The sequence below is a fragment of the Mycobacterium sp. IDUB_3 genome, from assembly GCF_055419585.1.
The window spans coordinates 3,850,969-3,868,802 of sequence record NZ_JBVAXZ010000001.1; the positions used below are offsets into that span (position 1 = coordinate 3,850,969).

Genomic DNA, 17,834 nt, shown 5'->3' on the forward strand with positions numbered 1-17,834 from the left:
AAGTGATCCCTCTTCCGCGCCCCTGGTTGTTGGCCAGCGCCATGCTGATCGGCAGTGCGGTCGGACTTTTGGCGGGTGTGGCGTGCACCGTGGCGGTCCACGCCAGCGCCCGCCCGGGCATCGCGATCGCGTGCGTGGTCGGCATCCTCAGCGTCGTCGGGCTGACGACGATCCTGTTTTCCGGACGCCGTTGGGTCACCATGCTGGGCGCGTTCCTGCTGTCGGTGGCGCCCGGCTGGTTCGGCGTCCTGGTCGCGTTGCGGGTGACCGCCGGTGCCTGACGAGAAGGAAGCCTCGAACCCGGGCACCGAGGCTTTCGTGCCGGACTTCTCGGATGACGAGGACGACGCCGAGCACACCGGCACCCAGTCGTGGGTCCCCGATTTCGATGACGACACCGGCGAGCACGCCGCCGTTAAAGAGCCCGAGCGTGCGTCCGTCGAAGACGCGGCGACGCCCGCGCCGGAGGCCGGCGAGCACGAGTCGGCCGAGCCGGAGTCGGCCGAACCCGTCGGCCCGGTGCAGCCGGTCAACGTGCCCGGCCGGTATCTCTACCTCAAGTGGTGGAAGCTGGCCCTGGTGTTGTTGGGCGTGTGGGCCGCGGCGGCCGTGGTCGGCCTGGCGCTGTTCTATTGGTGGTACCACTCGGCCGACAAGACCGCGGCACTGTTCGTGGTCCTGGTCTATGTGGTGGTCTGCATCGTCGGCGGGGTGATGCTGGCGATGACCCAGGGCAGGCCGCTGATCTCGGCGCTCTCGGTGGCGCTGATGTCCGGGCCGTTCGCCGCGCTGGTCGCCGCGGCGCCCCTGTACGGCTATTACCACTGCGAGCGGGTGGGGCACTGTCTCGTCGGCGTCATTCCGTTTTGACGGTTCGCCCGGGCGGCCGCCGAGGGTCGTGGCCAACTAGGGTGGGCTCGTGACTTCTCACTATGACGTCGTCGTCCTCGGGGCCGGTCCCGGCGGATATGTCGCAGCCATCCGCGCCGCACAGCTGGGCCTGTCCACCGCGGTGGTCGAACCGAAGTACTGGGGTGGAGTCTGCCTCAATGTCGGCTGCATCCCGTCCAAGGCGTTGCTGCGCAACGCCGAACTCGCCCACATCTTCACCAAAGAGGCCAAGACGTTCGGCATCAGCGGCGAGGCGACCTTCGACTACGGCGTCGCGTTCGACCGCAGCCGCAAAGTGGCCGAGGGCCGCGTCGCCGGCGTGCACTTCCTGATGAAGAAGAACAAGATCACCGAAATCCATGGCTACGGCCGCTTTACCGACGCCAACACGATCTCGGTCGAGCTCAACGAGGGCGGCACCGAGACGGTTACTTTCGACAACGCCATCATCGCCACCGGCAGTAGCACCCGCCTGGTCCCCGGCACGTCGCTGTCGGCCAACGTGGTCACCTACGAGGAACTGATCCTGTCCCGGGAGTTGCCGGAGTCGATCATCATCGCCGGTTGCGGAGCGATCGGGATGGAGTTCGGCTATGTGCTGAAGAACTACGGCGTCGACGTCACCGTCGTCGAGTTCTTGGCGCGCGCCCTGCCCAACGAGGACGCCGAGGTCTCCAAGGAGCTCGAGAGGCAGTTCAAGAAGATGGGCGTCAAGATCCTCACCGGAACGAAGGTCGAGTCCATCTCCGACAACGGCTCGGAGGTGACCGTCGCCGTCAGCAAGGACGGCAACTCCCAAGAACTCAAGGCCGCGAAGGTGTTGCAGGCCATCGGTTTTGCGCCCAACGTCGAGGGCTTCGGTCTGGAGGCGGCCGGCGTCGCGTTGACCGATAGCAAGGCCATCGGGATCACCGACTACATGCGCACCAACATCGAGCACATCTACGCAATCGGTGACGTCACCGGCAAGCTGCAGCTGGCCCACGTCGCCGAGGCCCAGGGCGTGGTGGCAGCCGAAACCATCGCCGGTGCAGAGACTTTGGCGCTCGGCGATTACCGGATGATGCCGCGCGCGACGTTCTGTCAGCCCAACGTCGCCAGCTTCGGGCTCACCGAGGAGCAGGCCCGCGACGAAGGCCACGACGTTGTGGTGGCGAAGTTCCCGTTCACCGCCAACGGAAAGGCCCACGGTGTCGGTGACCCCAGCGGGTTCGTCAAGCTGATCGCCGACGCCAAATACGGTGAGCTGCTGGGCGGACACCTGGTGGGCCACGACGTCTCCGAACTTCTTCCGGAGCTGACGCTGGCCCAGAAGTGGGATTTGACCGCCACCGAGTTGGCCCGCAACGTGCACACCCACCCGACCATGTCCGAGGCGCTGCAGGAATGCTTCCACGGCCTGACCGGGCACATGATCAATTTCTGAGCCAAGAGATGATGCGCACCGTCACCCCCCAGGCCATCGCGGGTTCCGTCGGCGGCCTGGTGACCGGATATGTCCTGTGGCTGCTGGCCATTTCGAACGGCGACAACGCGACGGCCGGCCAGTGGGCCCCGCTGGTGCTGCTGGCCTCGGTGGTGCTGGGGATCGGCGCCGCGCTGTGGGGCTTGCGGCAGCGCCGACGCGGCAAGCAGGCGTGGGCGGTGTTCGCCCTCGCGCTGCCGGTGCTTCCGGTGATATTGACGCTGGCCATCCTCGCCGACGTCTACCTGTAGCTAGCGCGGATGGTCCAGCGGGATGTCGAGCGCCGACATGGTCGCGGCAAGACCGTCGTATTGGCTTGCGAGTAAACAGAATTCGATCAGCTGGCGCCGATCCAAATGGATCGCCAGCTGCCGCCAGGTGTCGGCAGTGACGGTCCGATCTGTGACGAACTCGTCCGTGGCCGCCAGCAGCGCCTGCTGACGCACGGTCAGGCGGGCATCGACCGGGTCCAACTTCTCGGGCCACGCGAAGATGGCGGCCTGCAGGTCCGCGTCCAGCCCGGCCGCCCGCGCCATCCGGCGATGATGCTGCAGCTCGTATTCGCACGCGCGCAGATGCGCGACCCGCAGGATCACCAGTTCGGTGTCGATGGTGGGAAGCTTCCCCCGCAGCAGCCGGCCCCCGTAGGCCAGCCACGTCCAGAACAGCAACCGGCGCTGACCCAGCGTGGTGAACAGATGCATCTCGGGGGCGGCCACGGTGCGCGCACCCAGCTTCGCGATCACCCAATTGATCGGTCCCAGTTCGCGCAACCGCCCCGGCGGGATCCGGCCGTCCGGCGAGTTCACGGTTGGGTCACCAGATAGGGAGACACCGTGCTGCGGTGCTCGTCGAGATCGAGTGCGCGTCCGAGCGCCGGGAAGGCGCGCTGCGGGCAATTGTCGCGTTCGCAGACCCGGCAGCCCGCGCCGATCGGTGTGGCCACTGTCCCTGGTTCCCCCGAAACGTCGAGTCCTTCGGAGTAGACGAGCCGGTGAGCGTGGCGAAGCTCGCAGCCCAACCCGATCGCGAAGGTTTTACCCGGCTGACCATACCGGGCCGCGCGACGTTCCACGGTGCGGGCCACCCACATGTAATTGCGCCCGTCGGGCATCTGCGCGATCTGCACCAGGATCTTGCCCGGATTGGCGAACGTCTCGTAGACGTTCCACAGCGGGCAGGTGCCTCCGCTGGATGAGAAGTGAAAGCCGGTGGCGGACTGACGTTTTGACATGTTCCCGGCCCGGTCGACGCGGACGAACGAGAACGGCACGCCGCGCATCGACGGGCGCTGCAACGTCGAAAGCCGGTGCGCGATGGTTTCATAACTGATCGAGTAGAACGACGACAGCCGCTCGACGTCGTAGCGGAAGTTCTCCGCGACGTCGTGAAACTGGCGGTAGGGGAGAACGGCGGCGGCGGCGAAGTAGTTGGCCAGCCCGAGCCGGGCCAGCGTGTGCGACTCGTCGCTGGTGAACTTGCCCGCCTCGACCAAAGTGTCGATCAGATCGCCGAATTCGAGGTAGGCCAGTTCGGCGGCCATCTTGAAAACCTGCTGCCCCAACGACAGGTGATTGCTGAATTCCAGCGTCTTGGTCTTGGGGTCGTAGCGGTGCAGCACGCTGTCGCCCAGGTCGATCCGACGGTTGATGTGCACCCCGTGCACCTCGGTGAGCCGGCGGGTGAGCTCGCGCGCCAGATCGCCGTGGTGCAATCGCATCTTGATGGTGAGATCCTCGGCGGCGGTGTCCAGCTCGTGCAGGTAGTTCTGCCGTTGGTAGAAGTAGTCGCGCACTTCCTCGTGCGGCATGGTGATGGAGCCGCTGCCGCTGCCGTCGGAGAATCGCTCCTCGGTGGCCGCCGCGAGCTGCGCCGTGGTGATCCGGTAGCGCCGGTGCAGGTTGACCACCGCGCGGGCCAACCCGGGATGGGCGCTGACCATCTCGGCGACCTCGGTCGGGTCGACGTCGATGTCCAGGTCCCGGTCCATGGTGACCTCGCGCAACTCGGCGACCAGCCGGGTGTCGTCCTGTGAGGAGAAGAAGGTCGCATCCACCCCGAACACCTCGGTGATGCGCAGCAGTACCGCGACCGTCAGCGGGCGGACGTCGTGCTCGATCTGATTGAGGTAGCTCGGCGAGATCTCCAGCATCTGGGCCAGCGCGGCCTGGGAGAATCCGCGTTCGTTGCGCAGCTGGCGAACGCGGGAGCCGACGAACGTCTTGGACACTTCACCGAGGTTACCGGCCATGTGAAGATCTGGTTCGCAGACTTGGCATCGCGGACGGTCCTGTCGAAATTGGTATTCGGCGCACCTCGTTGGCATGATTCGACCGGGGCCACAGGCCTAACCTGGGGTAACCACGAGGAGGAATCGGGGAGCGACGCCGTGAGCCTGGATAAACAACTGATGCCGGTGCCCGACGGTCACCCTGACGTTTTCGATCGCCAGTGGCCGTTGCGGGTCGGCGACATCGACCGCACGGGCCGGTTGCGGCTGGATGCGTCCGCGCGCCACATCCAGGACATCGGCCAGGACCAGCTGCGCGAGATGGGCTTCGAGGAGACCCACCCGCTGTGGATCGTCCGGCGCACCATGCTCGACCTGGTCCGGCCAATCGAGTTCAACGACATGCTGCGCCTACGCAGATGGTGTTCGGGCACCTCCAACCGCTGGTGTGAGATGCGGGTTCGTATCGATGGGAAGCGCGGTGAAGGGCTCATCGAGTCAGAGGCATTCTGGATCAACATCAACCGCGAGACCCAGATGCCCTCGCGCATCGCCGACGACTTCCTGGCCGGCCTGCACAAGACGACCTCCGTCGACCGGCTGCGATGGAAGTCCTATCTGAAGCCGGGGAGTCGCGACGACGCGGTCGAGATCCACGAGTTCCCGGTCCGGGTCACCGACATCGACCTGTTCGACCACATGAACAACTCGGTGTACTGGAGCGTGATCGAGGACTACCTGGCGTCGCACCCCGAACTGATGCGGCCGCCACTGCGCATCACGATCGAGCACGAGGCGCCGGTGGCGCTGGGCGACAAGCTGGAGATCATCTCGCATGTTCACCCGGCCGGATCCACCGAACAATTCGGCCCCGAGCTGGCCGATCGCACTGTTACAACGCTCACATACGCCGTTGGCGACGAGGCGAAAGCCGTCGCCGCGATCTTTGCTCGCTAAACCGGACAAGCGTCCCGTTAACCGCCGTTGACCTGCGCATTTTTGTTACCGGCGGGTAGCTTCTGAAACGGTTAAGTTAGTTAGCAACTTAGCAAGCTTCGCAAATTAGGGCGTTCCCGTTGCTTAAATTGGCAACTGAAACGGGTGGACCGCCCCCTATGAGCTGTGTCATCTTCGAGTTAGCACACCAGTGAAGTTGAGCCGCTAGCTACCGCCGGTGAGGCGTCCAGCAACTCAGTAGTGAAGATCGTGAAGGAGCATGCCCAATGTCTGTCGTTGGCACCCCCAAGAGCGCCGAACAGATCCAGAAGGACTGGGACACCAACCCGCGGTGGAAGGATGTCACCCGGACCTACACCGCCAAGGACGTCGTCGCCCTGCAGGGCAGCGTCGTCGAGGAGGCCACCCTGGCCCGCCGCGGCGCCGAGGTGCTGTGGGAGCAGCTCCACGACCTGGAGTACATCAACGCGCTCGGCGCCCTGACCGGCAACATGGCCGTGCAGCAGGTGCGCGCCGGCCTGAAGGCCATCTACCTGTCCGGGTGGCAGGTCGCCGGTGACGCCAACCTGTCCGGTCACACCTACCCCGACCAGAGCCTGTACCCGGCCAACTCGGTGCCGCAGGTGGTGCGGCGCATCAACAACGCGTTGCTGCGGGCCGACGAGATCGCGGCGGTCGAGGGTGACACCTCGGTGAAGAACTGGCTGGCGCCGATCGTCGCCGACGGTGAGGCCGGCTTCGGTGGCGCGCTCAACGTGTACGAGCTGCAGAAGGCCATGATCGCCGCCGGCGTCGCGGGATCGCACTGGGAGGACCAGCTGGCCTCGGAGAAGAAGTGTGGTCACCTGGGTGGCAAGGTGCTGATCCCGACCCAGCAGCACATCCGCACCCTGACCTCCGCCCGCCTGGCCGCCGACGTGTGCGACGTTCCGACCGTCGTCATCGCCCGGACCGACGCCGAGGCCGCCACGCTGATCACCTCCGACGTCGACGAGCGTGACCAGCCGTTCATCACCGGTGAGCGCACCAAGGAGGGCTTCTACCGGGTCCGCAACGGCCTCGAGCCCTGTATCGCCCGCGCCAAGGCCTACGCGCCGTTCTCCGACCTGATCTGGATGGAGACCGGCACTCCGGACCTCGAGCTCGCCGCCAAGTTCGCCGAGGGTGTCAAGTCCGAGTTCCCCGACCAGATGCTGGCCTACAACTGCTCGCCGTCGTTCAACTGGCGCAAGCACCTGGACGACTCCACCATCGCGAAGTTCCAAAAGGAGCTCGCGGCAATGGGATTCAAGTTCCAGTTCATCACGCTGGCCGGCTTCCACGCGCTGAACTACTCGATGTTCGATCTGGCCTACGGCTACGCCCGCAACCAGATGAGCGCTTACGTCGAGTTGCAGGAGCGCGAGTTCGCCGCCGAGGAGCGTGGCTACACCGCCACCAAGCACCAGCGCGAGGTGGGTGCCGGTTACTTCGACCGCATCGCCACCACCGTGGACCCGACCTCGTCGACCACCGCGCTGACCGGCTCGACCGAAGAGGGCCAGTTTCACTGAGGACGAGCGGGCTTTGGCCCGCGAGGACGAGGTGAACCGAAGGCTTGAGTCACTGAGCCCGCGGCGCACGCCGCGCCCACAAATTGAGATGAAGTAGCGTAGGCCCCGCCCAGCTAAACCTGGGCGGGGCCTATTGCGGTGCAAGACGATACGACACCGGAGAGAAATCAGTGAGTGACGCAACGATCCAGCGGGTAGGAGTCGTCGGGGCCGGCCAGATGGGGTCCGGCATCGCCGAGGTCTCGGTCCGCGCCGGCGTCGACGTGACCGTGTTCGAGACCACCGAGGCCCTCATCACGGCCGGACGCAACCGCATCGTGAAGTCGCTGGAGCGCGGCGTCAGCGCCGGCAAGGTCACCGAGCGGGAACGCGACCGCGCGCTGAGCAAGCTCACCTTCACCACCGACCTGAAGGACCTCGCCGACCGCCAACTGGTCATCGAGGCGATCATCGAAGACGACGCCGTCAAGGCGCAGGTCTTCGCCGAACTCGACCGGGTCATCACCGACCCGGACGCGGTTCTCGCGTCCAACACCTCCAGCATCCCCATCATGAAGATCGCCGCGGCCACCAAGAACCCGCAACGGGTGCTGGGTCTGCACTTCTTCAACCCCGTGCCGGTGCTGCCGCTCGTCGAGCTGGTCAGCACGCTGGTCACTGACGACGCCGCCGCCGCACGCACGGAGGAATTCGCCGGCGCCGTGCTGGGCAAGCAGGTCGTGCGCTGCTCGGACCGGTCCGGTTTCGTGGTGAACGCGCTGCTGGTGCCCTACCTGCTGTCGGCCATCCGCATGGTGGAGGCCGGTTTCGCCACCGTCGAGGACGTCGACAAGGCCGTGGTCGCCGGGCTGTCGCACCCGATGGGTCCGTTGCGGCTGTCCGACCTGGTCGGTCTGGATACCTTGAAGCTGATCGCGGACAAGATGTTCGAGGAGTTCAAGGAACCGCAGTACGGCCCGCCGCCGCTGCTGCTGCGCATGGTGGAGGCCGGCCGGCTGGGTAAGAAGACGGGCCAGGGCTTTTATACCTACTGAGTAACTACTGATGACGCACCGGCCCGGATACCGGCCACTGTCGCGTCGGTTAGTATGCTCGCGTTAATAGGACGAAAGGTTTGTGCCGAAAAAATGACAAATTTGGAACCGTACTACGAGGAATCGCAGTCGATCTACGACGTCTCGGATGAATTTTTCGCACTATTTCTAGACGACACGATGGGCTACACGTGCGCGTATTTCGAGCGCGATGACATGACCCTCGAAGAGGCCCAAATTGCGAAGTTCGATCTGGCGTTGGGCAAGCTGAACTTGGAGCCCGGTATGACGCTGCTGGACATCGGCTGCGGCTGGGGCGGTGCGCTGAAGCGGGCGGTTGAAAAGTACGACGTCAACGTCATCGGAATTACGCTGAGCCGCAATCAGTTCGAGTACAGCAAGAACAAGCTGGCCGGGTTGCCGACGGACCGCAACATCGAGGTGCGCCTGCAGGGCTGGGAAGAGTTCGAAGACAAGGTCGATCGGATTGTGACAATCGGCGCCTTCGAGGCGTTCAAGATGGAGCGCTATCCCGCATTTTTCGAACGCGCCTATGAGATCCTTCCCGATGACGGCAGGATGCTTTTACACACGATTCTGATGTATCACTGGCAGGACTATCCCGCACTCGGCGTCACATTGACGATGAACGATATCCGATTCGCGCGATTTATTGGCCAGGAAATCTTCCCCGGCGGACAACTCCCGGCGCAGGAAGATATTTTCAAGTTCGGTGAGGCCGCTGGATTCTCGATCGAGCGGGTGCAGCTGCTGCAGAAGCACTACGAGCGCACCCTCAACATTTGGGCGGCCAATCTGGAAGCCAATAAGGACCGGGCGATCGCGATCCAGTCCCAAGAGGTCTACGACCGTTACATGCACTATCTGACGGGGTGCGAGAACTTCTTCCGCAAGGGCATCAGCAATGTGGGGCAATTCACGATGGTGAAGTAGGACACATCAAGTCAGCCCCGAACGGTGATTCGTTCGGGGCTGATCGCTTTTAGCGAGCCGGTTACTTCTCCAGCGTGAATTGATTGACGTCGGTGTAGCCCTGGCGGAACAGCTTCGCGCAGCCGGTGAGGTACTTCATGTACCGGTCGTAGACCTCTTGGGACTGGATGGCCAGGGCCTGCTCGCGATTGGCCTCGAGTGCCTCGGCCCACAGGTCCAGCGTCCTGGCGTAGTGCAGCTGCAGCGACTGGACGCGGGTCAACTCGAAGCCCGCCGTGACCCCGTACTCGCCGACGGTCTGGGGCGTCGGCAGCCACCCGCCGGGGAAAATCTCGGCCAGGATGAACTGCGAGAACTGGACGATTTCGTGGGTCAGCGTCATGCCCTTGGCCCGGGCATCCTTGAATGAGGGCCGAACGATGGTGTGCAGCAACATCACTCCGCCCGGCGGCAGCGCGTTGTAGGCCATCATGAAGAAGCGCCCGTAGCGCTGGCGGCCGAAGTGCTCGAACGCGCCGATCGACACGATGCGGTCCACCGGCTCGTGGAACTTTTCCCAACCCTCCAGCAGCACCCGCCTGGTGCGGGCGGTGTCCATCTGGTCGAAGGACTTCTGCACGTGCTCGGCCTGGTTCTCCGACAGCGTCAGGCCGACGACGTTGACGTCGTATTTCTCGATGGCGCGCCGCAGGGTGGCGCCCCAGCCGCAACCGATGTCCAGCAGCGTCATCCCGGGCTCGAGCTTCAGCTTGCCCAGCGCCAGGTCGATCTTGGCGATCTGCGCCTCCTCGAGGGTCATGTCATCACGCTCGAAGTAGGCGCAGCTGTAGGTCTGAGTGGGATCCAGGAACAGCCGGAAGAAGTCGTCGGACAAGTCATAATGCGCTTGCACGTTCCCGAAATGCGGCGTGAGCTGCACAGACATGACGATACGAGCCTTTCTATTTGCGGGGACAGGGGTAAACGGCCGAACGGCAACCCCGCTACATCCCCCGATACCCTAGTACTTGCGACGACTGAGTCGCCCTCCCAAGGCGCGTCCCACCCTCACACGCGGCGCGCGTAATTCCCAAAACGGCGCAGCGGGACGAGCCCGTTTTAGGCTCCGAAATCGTCCTGATCCTCGCGGGGCGGCACGATCGGTGGAGGATGCGGCTCCCCGCGGAATTTCTCCAGCGACCCGCCGACCTCAACGATTCCCTTGAGGGCATTCCAGCTCAGCATGGTCAGGTAGTCGATCAATTCATCGCGGCTCATTCGCGGGTATGACATCCAGGAGTGGGTGGCCAGCTGCACGCCGCCGACGATCAGATACGCCCACGGTTCCGCGCCACCGGTGTCCATTCCGGCGTGTTGCATGCGTCGGCGCATCAGCACCGCCAGCATGCGCGCGATGATCCGCTCGGAATCGGCGATGACTTTGCTTTTGCTGGCCGAGCTGTTGGACATCACGAACCGGTATGGCTCGGGCTCGTTTGCGACGGTCTCGACGTACACGCGGATGACCTCGCGGGTCAGGTCGAAGCCGTCGAGGTTAGAGGTAAGCGCCCCAGCCATATTGGGAATCAGGGTGGTTTGAGTGAATCGCATCATCACGGCCGTCGTCAGGTCGTTCTTGTCGACGAAATAGCGGTACAGCACCGTCTTGGAGACCCCGATCTCGGCGGCGATCTCGTCCATGCTCAGTGCGCCACCCAGTCGGCGAATCGCGTCGATTGTGCCGTCGACCAACTCGTTACGACGCTCCACTTTGTGTTGATGCCAACGCCGCTTGCGCCCATCCATTTTGACGCTCACAGCCGTGATTTGCTCTGCCACAGTCGCCGATTTCCCATTCCCTAGACGCCCTTGATCTTACGGCGTGAGGGTGTCGGATTCGTGTGCTGCCCGGGCGTGGACGAGACGGCGCGAACAGTGTCGTCGCACTAATTCGCGGGAAAGATAGATGATGGAGTGGTGGCACATCGAGCCTCGGTGAGAGGCGACGCGTCGGGCCCGCCGGGGGCGAGGCCCGATTCGGCGTCGCCAGCGGCCGCCCCCCGACCTGCTCGCACGTCTTTTGCCGAATCCTTCGCCGGCGCCGATCCCGAGGCCGACGCACAGCGCCGGGCGGCGCTGCGCCGGATGAAGATGGTGGCGCTGAGTTTTCTGATCGGTGCCACCGGCGTGTTCCTCGCCTGCCAGTGGGCCCAGGCGCACGCCAACCTGGGGGCCTGGGTGGGGTATGTCGGCGCGGCCGCGGAGGCCGGGATGGTGGGCGCACTGGCGGACTGGTTCGCCGTGACCGCCCTCTTCAGGCATCCGCTCGGCATTCCCATCCCGCACACCGCGATCATCAAGCGCAAGAAAGACCAGCTGGGCGAGGGTCTGGGCACGTTCGTCCGGGAGAACTTCCTGTCGCCGGAGGTCGTCGAAACCAAGCTGCGCGACGCCCAGGTGTCCGGCCGGCTCGGCAAGTGGCTGTCGGAGACCGTCCATGCCGAGCGGGTGGCGAGCGAGACGGCCACGGTGTTGCGGGTGCTGGTCGAACTCCTGCGCGACGAGGACGTCCAGCAGGTCATCGACCGGATGATCGTGCGCCGAATCGCCGAACCGCAGTGGGGCCCGCCGGTCGGGCGGGTGCTGGCCACCTTGCTGGCCGAGCACCGGCAGGAAGCGCTGATCCAATTGCTGGCCGACCGGGCCTTTCAGTGGTCGCTGAAGGCCGGCGAGGTCATTCAGCGGGTGGTCGAACGTGACTCGCCGACCTGGTCGCCGCGCTTCGTCGACCATCTGGTCGGCGACCGCATCCACCGCGAGCTGATGGATTTCACCGACAAGGTGCGGCGCAATCCGGACCACGAACTGCGCCGGTCGGCCACCCGCTTCCTGTTCGACTTCGCCGACGACCTGCAGCACGACCCGGACACCATCGCGCGAGCCGACGCGATCAAGGAGCAGCTGATGGCGCGCGACGAGATCGCCAACGCCGCGGCGACGGCGTGGAAGACACTGAAACGGCTGGTGCTCGAGGGCGTGGACGATCCGTCCAGCACCCTGCGCACCCGGATCGCCGACACCGTCGTCCGGATCGGGGAATCGCTGCGCGACGACGCCGACCTGCGGGACAAGGTGGACAACTGGCTGGTCCGGGCGGCTCAGCACCTGGTCTCGCAATATGGGGTGGAGATCACAGCGATCATCACCGACACGATCGAGCGCTGGGACGCCGAGGAGGCCAGCCGGCGCATCGAATTGCACGTGGGCCGTGACCTGCAATTTATCCGGATCAACGGGACCGTGGTCGGTTCGCTGGCGGGCCTGGTGATCTACGCCGTCGCGCAGTTGCTGGTCTAGCGCATTTTCTAGCAGTGCTAACAAGTGCTTGCAATAGCAAGCACTTGTAGTAGTCTGGGCGCGTCCAGAACAGCCGCCGACCAGGAGCACGCCATGACGCCCGAGGAGAAGCTCTCCGCCAAGGTGTCCAACGCTGCCTCCGAAGTGGCCTCTGACATCGGCAGTTTCATCCGTAGCCAGCGTGAACTCGCGCAGGTGTCGGTGCGCCAACTCGCCGAAAAGTCCGGGGTCAGCAATCCATATCTGAGCCAGGTGGAGCGTGGATTGCGTAAGCCCTCCGCCGATGTCTTGAACCAGATCGCGAAGGCCCTGCGGGTCTCCGCCGAGGTTCTCTATGTGCGCGCCGGGATCCTCGAGCCCAGTGACAAGAGCCAGGTGCAGGACGCCATCGTCACCGACACTGCGATCACCGAGCGCCAAAAGCAAATCCTGCTCGACATCTACTCATCGTTCACCCAGCAAAATGAATCGATCGAAGAGGAGTGTCCGACCGAATCCGATAGCGAGTGATCGGCCCGTTTTGCCCACACCGTACCCGTCTGTGCTGGGACTTTGCACCATCAAGCGGGCTTGCCACATCGCGGTAGCGAGTTGGTGATGTATAGACGACCGGCCGTCGCGGTTACCCAACGGGGAGGACCTACCCGGTTCCAGCTGAATTGCTGAACAAACAACCCCGGCACTGGCGGCCCCAGTTGCGAAGGAGACGTTTGCACCTAACTTCTCGACCAGACAGCTAATTACACCGAATAACGCCGATAGCGAAAGCAATGAAAGGAAACACCATGGCGGAAAACACGAACATCGAAGACCTGCGGGCCCCGCTGCTCGCGGCGCTGGGCGCGGCCGACCTGGCCCTGGCCACCGTCAACGACCTGATCGCCGGCCTGCGGGAGCGTGCCGAAGAGACTCGCGTCGAGACCCGCACCCGGGTCGGGGAGCGCCGCGCTCGCCTGACCAAGCTGCAGGAGGACCTGCCCGAGCAGTTCACCGAGCTGCGCGACAAGTTCACCACCGATGAGCTGCGCAAGGCGGCCGAGGGCTACCTGGAGGCGGCGACCAGCCGGTACAACGAGCTCGTCGAGCGCGGCGAGGCGGCCCTGCAGCGGCTGCGCAACCAGACCGCCTTCGAGGACGCTTCCGCGCGCGCCGAGGGCTACGTCGACCAGGCCGTCGAGCTGACTCAGGAAGCTCTCGGCACCGTCGCGTCGCAGACCCGCGCGGTCGGCGAGCGCGCCGCCAAGCTGGTCGGCATCGAGCTGCCCGGCAAGACCGAAGCGACCACCAAGAAGGCCCAGAAGGCCGTGAGCGCTCCGGCCAAGAAGGCTCCGGCCAAGAAGGCTCCCGCCAAGAAGGCCCCCGCCAAGAAGGCCGCAGCCAAGAAGGTCACTCAGAAGTAAGCACGACCCAGCACGACGTTCGGCTCCGAGTCGCCTTCGGGTGGCTCGGAGTCGACGTTTTGGAGGGTGCCCGCATACCCTTAAGGCGTGAACCACCTCGTGGGAACCGTCATGCTGGTCTTGCAGATCGCCGTCTTGGTCACGGCCATCTACGCGTTCGTGCATGCCGCGCTGCAACGACCCGACGCCTACACCGCCGCCGAGAAGCTGACCAAGCCGGTGTGGTTGCTGATCCTGGGAGGGGCGGTCGCGCTGACATCCATCTTGGGTTTCGTCTTCGGCGTGCTCGGAATGGCGATAGCGGCCTGTGCCGCCGGCGTGTATCTGGTCGACGTGCGGCCCAAACTGCTTGAGATTCAAGGTAAGTCGCGCTAGCGGAATGAAGGCCCTGCTGACGGCGCCGGTCGTGGCGCTCGTCGCCTTGTCCTGCCCCCTACCGCACGCCGTCGCCGCCCCCGACCCGGGCGGTGTGGCGGATCCGCCCGCCCCGCCGTACATCGAGCACACCCAGTGGGCACAATGGCAGGGCCGAAGCAGCCTGCGGATCTTCCCGTCGCCGGCCGGCCGGGCCGCCTCGAGAATCCCCGCGAGCACGGCGCCGGCCGACGAGGCCTGGGCCGAGGTGCTCGCCTTGTCGCCGGACGCCGACTCCGCCGGCATGCGCGCGCAGTTCCTCTGCCACTGGCAGTTCGCCGAACTCGCACAGCCCGGCAAGGTCAGCTGGAACCTGGAGCCCTGGCGACCGGTCGTCGACGACACCGAAATGGTCGCCTCCGGCTGCAATCCCGGCGGTCCGGAAGAATCCTTCTAATGGCAACCCAACCCAGCCGAGCGCAGTTGGCGGCGTTCGTCGACCACACCCTGCTCAAACCCGAAGCGACCGACGCCGACGTGGCCGCGCTGGTCGCCGAAGCGGCCGAGCTGGGCGTCTACGCGGTGTGCGTCTCGCCTTCGATGGTCCCCGTCGCGGTACGGGCCGGCGCCGGCGTGCGGGTGGCCAGCGTCGCGGGCTTCCCGTCCGGCAAGCACGTCCCGGCGGTGAAGGCGCACGAAGCGGCCCTGGCCGTCGCGTCGGGCGCCTGCGAGATCGACATGGTCATCGATGTCGGGGCGGCGCTTTCCGGTGACCTCGACGCAGTGCGCTCCGACGTGCACGCCGTGCGCTGCGCGATCGGCGGCGCCGTGCTGAAGGTGATCGTGGAATCGGCCGTGCTGCTCGCGCTGGCCGACGAGCCCACGCTGGCGCAGGTGTGCCGGGCGGCCGAAGACGCCGGTGCCGACTTCGTCAAGACGTCGACCGGGTTTCATCCGGCCGGCGGCGCATCCGTGCGCGCGGTCGCGCTGATGGCCGAGGCCGTGGGTGGGCGCCTCGGGGTGAAGGCCAGCGGCGGCATCCGCAGCGCCGAGGACGCGCTCGCGATGCTGGACGCCGGCGCCACCCGGCTGGGGCTGTCGGGCACCCGGGGAGTGCTCGACGGCCTCGGTTGACGGACTAGCTGCTCGCCGTCAGAGGTTGGCGAAGCAGGGGTCGTTGTCGTTGCCGGCCGGAATGGTGGCGTTCCGCGTCGAAAAGTGGCTTGTCACACCCTTATCCGTGACCTGCACGCTGTCGGCGTGGATACCCAGCGGGTAGTTCTTGGTCAGGTTCGAGGTGAAGTCGTCCAGCGTCGACTGCACGGACTCCTTGGGCATGGTGAACCCGAGCGCGTTGAAGCTGACGATCTGCAGCTGTAACCCGGTTCCCGACACCACCGGCTTGGCGGTGATGTTGTCCAACATGCCCTTCAACTCGATGGTGCCGTCGGCGGGATGCGTGGTCACGGTATTGGTGACGAACGGACCCAGCACCGGGATCGCGTTCTGCACCGACTCCTTGATGCCGTCAGTGGTCCAGTCGATCGTGGCGTCCAGCGAGCCGAGGGTGCCCTTCGAGTTGCCGGTGTCCTTGAGCCGGACATCGTTGATGTTGATCGAGAGCTTCATGCCCTTGGCGTCGCGGATGTTGTTGCCGGCCGTCTGCACCGAGATGTTGGTGTAGTGCTTGGTCGCCAGCTGCCACAGCATCAGGGGCGTCACCCCGAAGGAGGCGGTGGCCTGGTCCTTGACCTCGCACGCCACCGCCTGGGCGACCTTGCTGTCCGCGAGGTGGCGGACATACAGCTCGGCGCCGATGAGCCCGGCGATGATCAGCGCGAACACGATGATGAAGATCAGCAAGACGGACACCGGGTCACGGCCGAAGCGCCGCTTCTTTTTCCCGGACGTCGCGTCGTCACCGGGTTGAGCGGCCAGCCGCTCCGTCGGACCCGCGGGCGGCGTCGGCGGCGGCGGGTAGCCGGGCTGCTGCATGTTCGGCTGGGGCGTCCCGAATCGCTCGGTCTGCCCCGGCGGGGGGCCCTGGGCGGGCGGCGGCGGCGGGGCTACGTGACCCGGGCCGCCGGTGCTGATCCGCTCGGTCGGCCGCTCGGTGGGCGGCCGGCCGAAGGGTCCCTGGTTGGAGGGACGGCCCCACTGCGACGGGTCCGGGTTGGGTGGTCCTTGTGGGTTCGTCACCCGAACGATTCTGCCCTATCAACCTGAGCAAAGTCCGAGTGGTTGCTAAGGACAGCGATGCTCTTGCGGGCCTCGGCGACCCGGTCGACGTCGATATCGGCCACCACGAGCTGCGGTTGCGAGCCGGCCGCCGCGACGACCTCGCCCAGCGGCGAGACCACCAGGCTGCCCCCGACCCCGGTCGGCGCCCCCGAGGCGGATCCGTGCGCGTCACCGGGATCGGCCTGACCGGCCGCCGCGACGTAGCTCATCGAATCGAGCGCGCGGGCGCGGGCCAACAGCGTCCACTGATCGAGTTTGCCGGGACCCGAACCCCACGACGCGCACACCGCGATCACCTGGGCGCCGCGGCGGGCCAGCTCGGTGTAGAGCGCCGGAAAACGAATGTCATAGCAAACGGTCAGCCCCACCCGGACGCCGTCGACCGTGATCACCACCGGGTCGTGTCCCGGCGCGACCGTGCGCGATTCGGTGAAGCCGAATGCGTCGTAGAGGTGGATCTTGTCGTAGTGCGCGTCCGGCTGGCCTGCATGGTCTGGACCGGCCGCGATCAGTGTGTTCTTCACCCGCCCGTCGCCGGACGGGGTGAACATGCCGGCGACGACGGTGATGTCGGCGTCGGCCGCGATGCGGCGCACCCCGTCGGCCCAGGGCCCGTCGACCGGCTCGGCGACCGGGCCAAGCGGCACCCCGAACCGGCACATGGTCGCCTCGGGGAACACCACCAGCTTCGCGCCCGCGTCGGCGGCCTGGCGGCTGTAGTCATCCACCAGCCGCAGGTTTGCTGCCGGGTCGGTGCCGCTGAGGATCTGCGCCAAGGCGATTCGCATGAGCGCCAGCTTAGGCCCGGCGACGATGCGCGCCGCTATGGCGGCGGGCGAAGGAGCTGGGCAATGCAGCTTAAGCCCGGCGACGTCGAAAGCCTCAGGCCGTTTTGGCGATCCACTCCGTGGTGAAGCGCTGTTCGGCGGCGACCAGTTCGGCCAGCCGCGCGCCGATGATGTTCTCCAACTTGCCGCCGAGGATCGGGACGCGCACCTGAACGGTGGCGCGGAACGTCAGCCGGGCACCGCCGGTTTCTTCGATGGGCTCCAGGACGGCGGTGCCGGTCAGGCTCACCGGCGCATCCACGATCGAACCCGCCACCGATCCCGAAGCGGCGCCGGCGGTGACCGGCCCCCACGCCTCCTCGCGCCGGATGCGCAGGTCGCCCCTGTGTAGCTGGGTGACCATTCCCGGCAGCTTGTCACTGCGGATCACCTGCAACGTGACGACCTCGACGGTGTCGTCGTCACCGGACTCGCCGCCGACCCGCATCGATTCCAGCCTGGCGACGTCGACGCCGGACCCGGCCAGGCGGGCCCGCCAGTAGTTTGCATCGGTGAAGGCGCGATGCACCTCGTCAACACTGCCGTCGTAGTCGGCCGACAAGTCGAATGAACGCGGCATAGCAGGTCAGGC

The 17,834-nt window shown here is 65.7% G+C and carries 21 protein-coding genes; 14 read left to right on the forward strand and 7 right to left on the reverse strand.

Annotation, left to right across the window (positions count from 1 at the left end; genetic code table 11):
• Positions 1 to 2: 2 nt before the first annotated feature.
• The 4 genes from ACZYVJ_RS17840 to ACZYVJ_RS17855 are packed head-to-tail and all read left to right on the forward strand — an operon-like array spanning position 3 to position 2,607.
• A complete protein-coding gene (locus tag ACZYVJ_RS17840; protein WP_463832237.1) occupies positions 3 to 281 on the forward strand; it encodes a putative holin in 279 nt (92 codons plus the stop codon).
• A complete protein-coding gene (locus ACZYVJ_RS17845) occupies positions 274 to 870 on the forward strand; it encodes a hypothetical protein (protein ID WP_463832238.1) in 597 nt (198 codons plus the stop codon). Before ACZYVJ_RS17840 ends, ACZYVJ_RS17845 begins: the two co-directional genes overlap by 8 nt.
• Before the next feature lie 49 nt (positions 871 to 919).
• Positions 920 to 2,317 (forward strand): dihydrolipoyl dehydrogenase, encoded by a 1,398-nt coding sequence (gene lpdA, locus ACZYVJ_RS17850; protein WP_463832239.1) that lies wholly within the window; start codon positions 920 to 922, stop codon positions 2,315 to 2,317.
• Positions 2,318 to 2,325: 8 nt separating this feature from the next.
• Positions 2,326 to 2,607, forward strand: coding sequence for a hypothetical protein (locus tag ACZYVJ_RS17855; protein WP_463832240.1), 282 nt, complete (start codon positions 2,326 to 2,328; stop codon positions 2,605 to 2,607).
• On the opposite strand, the gene ACZYVJ_RS17860 is transcribed toward ACZYVJ_RS17855, so the two are convergent.
• Positions 2,608 to 3,165: a carboxymuconolactone decarboxylase family protein gene (locus ACZYVJ_RS17860; protein WP_463832241.1), complete on the reverse strand. Its 558-nt coding sequence runs from the start codon at positions 3,163 to 3,165 to the stop codon at positions 2,608 to 2,610.
• Positions 3,162 to 4,586 carry an acetate metabolism transcriptional regulator RamB gene (gene ramB, locus ACZYVJ_RS17865; RefSeq protein ID WP_463832242.1) on the reverse strand — a complete coding sequence of 475 codons (1,425 nt, stop codon included), beginning with the start codon at positions 4,584 to 4,586 and terminating at the stop codon, positions 3,162 to 3,164. The genes ACZYVJ_RS17860 and ramB overlap by 4 nt, the downstream gene beginning before the upstream one ends.
• 159 nt (positions 4,587 to 4,745) lie before the next feature.
• Between ramB and ACZYVJ_RS17870 the strand changes: the two genes are divergently transcribed.
• The 4 genes from ACZYVJ_RS17870 to ACZYVJ_RS17885 all read left to right on the forward strand — a co-directional run bounded on the left by ACZYVJ_RS17870 (position 4,746) and on the right by ACZYVJ_RS17885 (position 9,084).
• Entirely contained in the window at positions 4,746 to 5,543 is a 798-nt protein-coding gene (locus tag ACZYVJ_RS17870) for an acyl-ACP thioesterase domain-containing protein (protein ID WP_463832243.1), read from the forward strand.
• Between the two features lie 266 nt (positions 5,544 to 5,809).
• The gene (gene aceA / locus ACZYVJ_RS17875; RefSeq protein WP_463832244.1) at positions 5,810 to 7,096 is read left to right on the forward strand and encodes an isocitrate lyase; all 1,287 of its coding nucleotides are present in this window, start codon (positions 5,810 to 5,812) and stop codon (positions 7,094 to 7,096) included.
• A gap of 170 nt (positions 7,097 to 7,266) precedes the next feature.
• Positions 7,267 to 8,130, forward strand: a complete 864-nt coding sequence (locus ACZYVJ_RS17880; RefSeq protein ID WP_463832245.1) for a 3-hydroxybutyryl-CoA dehydrogenase — start codon at positions 7,267 to 7,269, stop codon at positions 8,128 to 8,130.
• A 93-nt stretch (positions 8,131 to 8,223) separates the two neighbouring features.
• Entirely contained in the window at positions 8,224 to 9,084 is an 861-nt protein-coding gene (locus ACZYVJ_RS17885; RefSeq protein ID WP_463832246.1) for a cyclopropane mycolic acid synthase family methyltransferase, read from the forward strand.
• 61 nt (positions 9,085 to 9,145) lie between these two features.
• Here ACZYVJ_RS17885 and pcaA read toward each other — a convergent pair whose 3' ends face one another.
• Entirely contained in the window at positions 9,146 to 10,009 is an 864-nt protein-coding gene (gene pcaA, locus ACZYVJ_RS17890) for a cyclopropane mycolic acid synthase PcaA (RefSeq protein ID WP_463832247.1), read from the reverse strand.
• Positions 10,010 to 10,182: 173 nt separating this feature from the next.
• Positions 10,183 to 10,902, reverse strand: a complete 720-nt coding sequence (locus ACZYVJ_RS17895) for a TetR/AcrR family transcriptional regulator (RefSeq protein ID WP_463832248.1) — start codon at positions 10,900 to 10,902, stop codon at positions 10,183 to 10,185.
• 156 nt (positions 10,903 to 11,058) lie between these two features.
• Here ACZYVJ_RS17895 and ACZYVJ_RS17900 point away from each other — a divergent pair, with 156 nt between their 5' ends.
• The 6 genes from ACZYVJ_RS17900 (at position 11,059) to deoC (ending at position 15,308) form a co-directional block, all read left to right on the forward strand.
• On the forward strand, positions 11,059 to 12,420 hold the full coding sequence (locus tag ACZYVJ_RS17900) for a DUF445 domain-containing protein (protein WP_463833045.1): 1,362 nt from the start codon (positions 11,059 to 11,061) through the stop codon (positions 12,418 to 12,420).
• A 93-nt stretch (positions 12,421 to 12,513) separates the two neighbouring features.
• Entirely contained in the window at positions 12,514 to 12,930 is a 417-nt protein-coding gene (locus ACZYVJ_RS17905) for a helix-turn-helix domain-containing protein (protein WP_463832249.1), read from the forward strand.
• Between the two features lie 275 nt (positions 12,931 to 13,205).
• Positions 13,206 to 13,820, forward strand: coding sequence for a heparin-binding hemagglutinin HbhA (hbhA, locus tag ACZYVJ_RS17910; RefSeq protein ID WP_463832250.1), 615 nt, complete (start codon positions 13,206 to 13,208; stop codon positions 13,818 to 13,820).
• 87 nt (positions 13,821 to 13,907) lie between these two features.
• Positions 13,908 to 14,195 carry a DUF2516 family protein gene (locus tag ACZYVJ_RS17915; RefSeq protein ID WP_040629303.1) on the forward strand — a complete coding sequence of 96 codons (288 nt, stop codon included), beginning with the start codon at positions 13,908 to 13,910 and terminating at the stop codon, positions 14,193 to 14,195.
• Positions 14,196 to 14,199: 4 nt separating this feature from the next.
• Complete coding sequence (locus ACZYVJ_RS17920) at positions 14,200 to 14,631, forward strand: DUF2599 domain-containing protein (protein WP_463832251.1); 432 nt, start codon at positions 14,200 to 14,202, stop codon at positions 14,629 to 14,631.
• On the forward strand, positions 14,631 to 15,308 hold the full coding sequence (gene deoC / locus ACZYVJ_RS17925) for a deoxyribose-phosphate aldolase (RefSeq protein WP_463832252.1): 678 nt from the start codon (positions 14,631 to 14,633) through the stop codon (positions 15,306 to 15,308). Before ACZYVJ_RS17920 ends, deoC begins: the two co-directional genes overlap by 1 nt.
• Before the next feature lie 18 nt (positions 15,309 to 15,326).
• On the opposite strand, the gene ACZYVJ_RS17930 is transcribed toward deoC, so the two are convergent.
• The 3 genes from ACZYVJ_RS17930 to ACZYVJ_RS17940 form a co-directional block, all read right to left on the reverse strand.
• Positions 15,327 to 16,373, reverse strand: a complete 1,047-nt coding sequence (locus tag ACZYVJ_RS17930) for an LmeA family phospholipid-binding protein (protein WP_463832253.1) — start codon at positions 16,371 to 16,373, stop codon at positions 15,327 to 15,329.
• Entirely contained in the window at positions 16,370 to 17,203 is an 834-nt protein-coding gene (locus ACZYVJ_RS17935; protein WP_463832254.1) for a carbon-nitrogen hydrolase family protein, read from the reverse strand. Before ACZYVJ_RS17935 ends, ACZYVJ_RS17930 begins: the two co-directional genes overlap by 4 nt.
• Before the next feature lie 94 nt (positions 17,204 to 17,297).
• Positions 17,298 to 17,822 carry a DUF2505 domain-containing protein gene (locus tag ACZYVJ_RS17940; RefSeq protein WP_463832255.1) on the reverse strand — a complete coding sequence of 175 codons (525 nt, stop codon included), beginning with the start codon at positions 17,820 to 17,822 and terminating at the stop codon, positions 17,298 to 17,300.
• Positions 17,823 to 17,834: the final 12 nt, after the last annotated feature.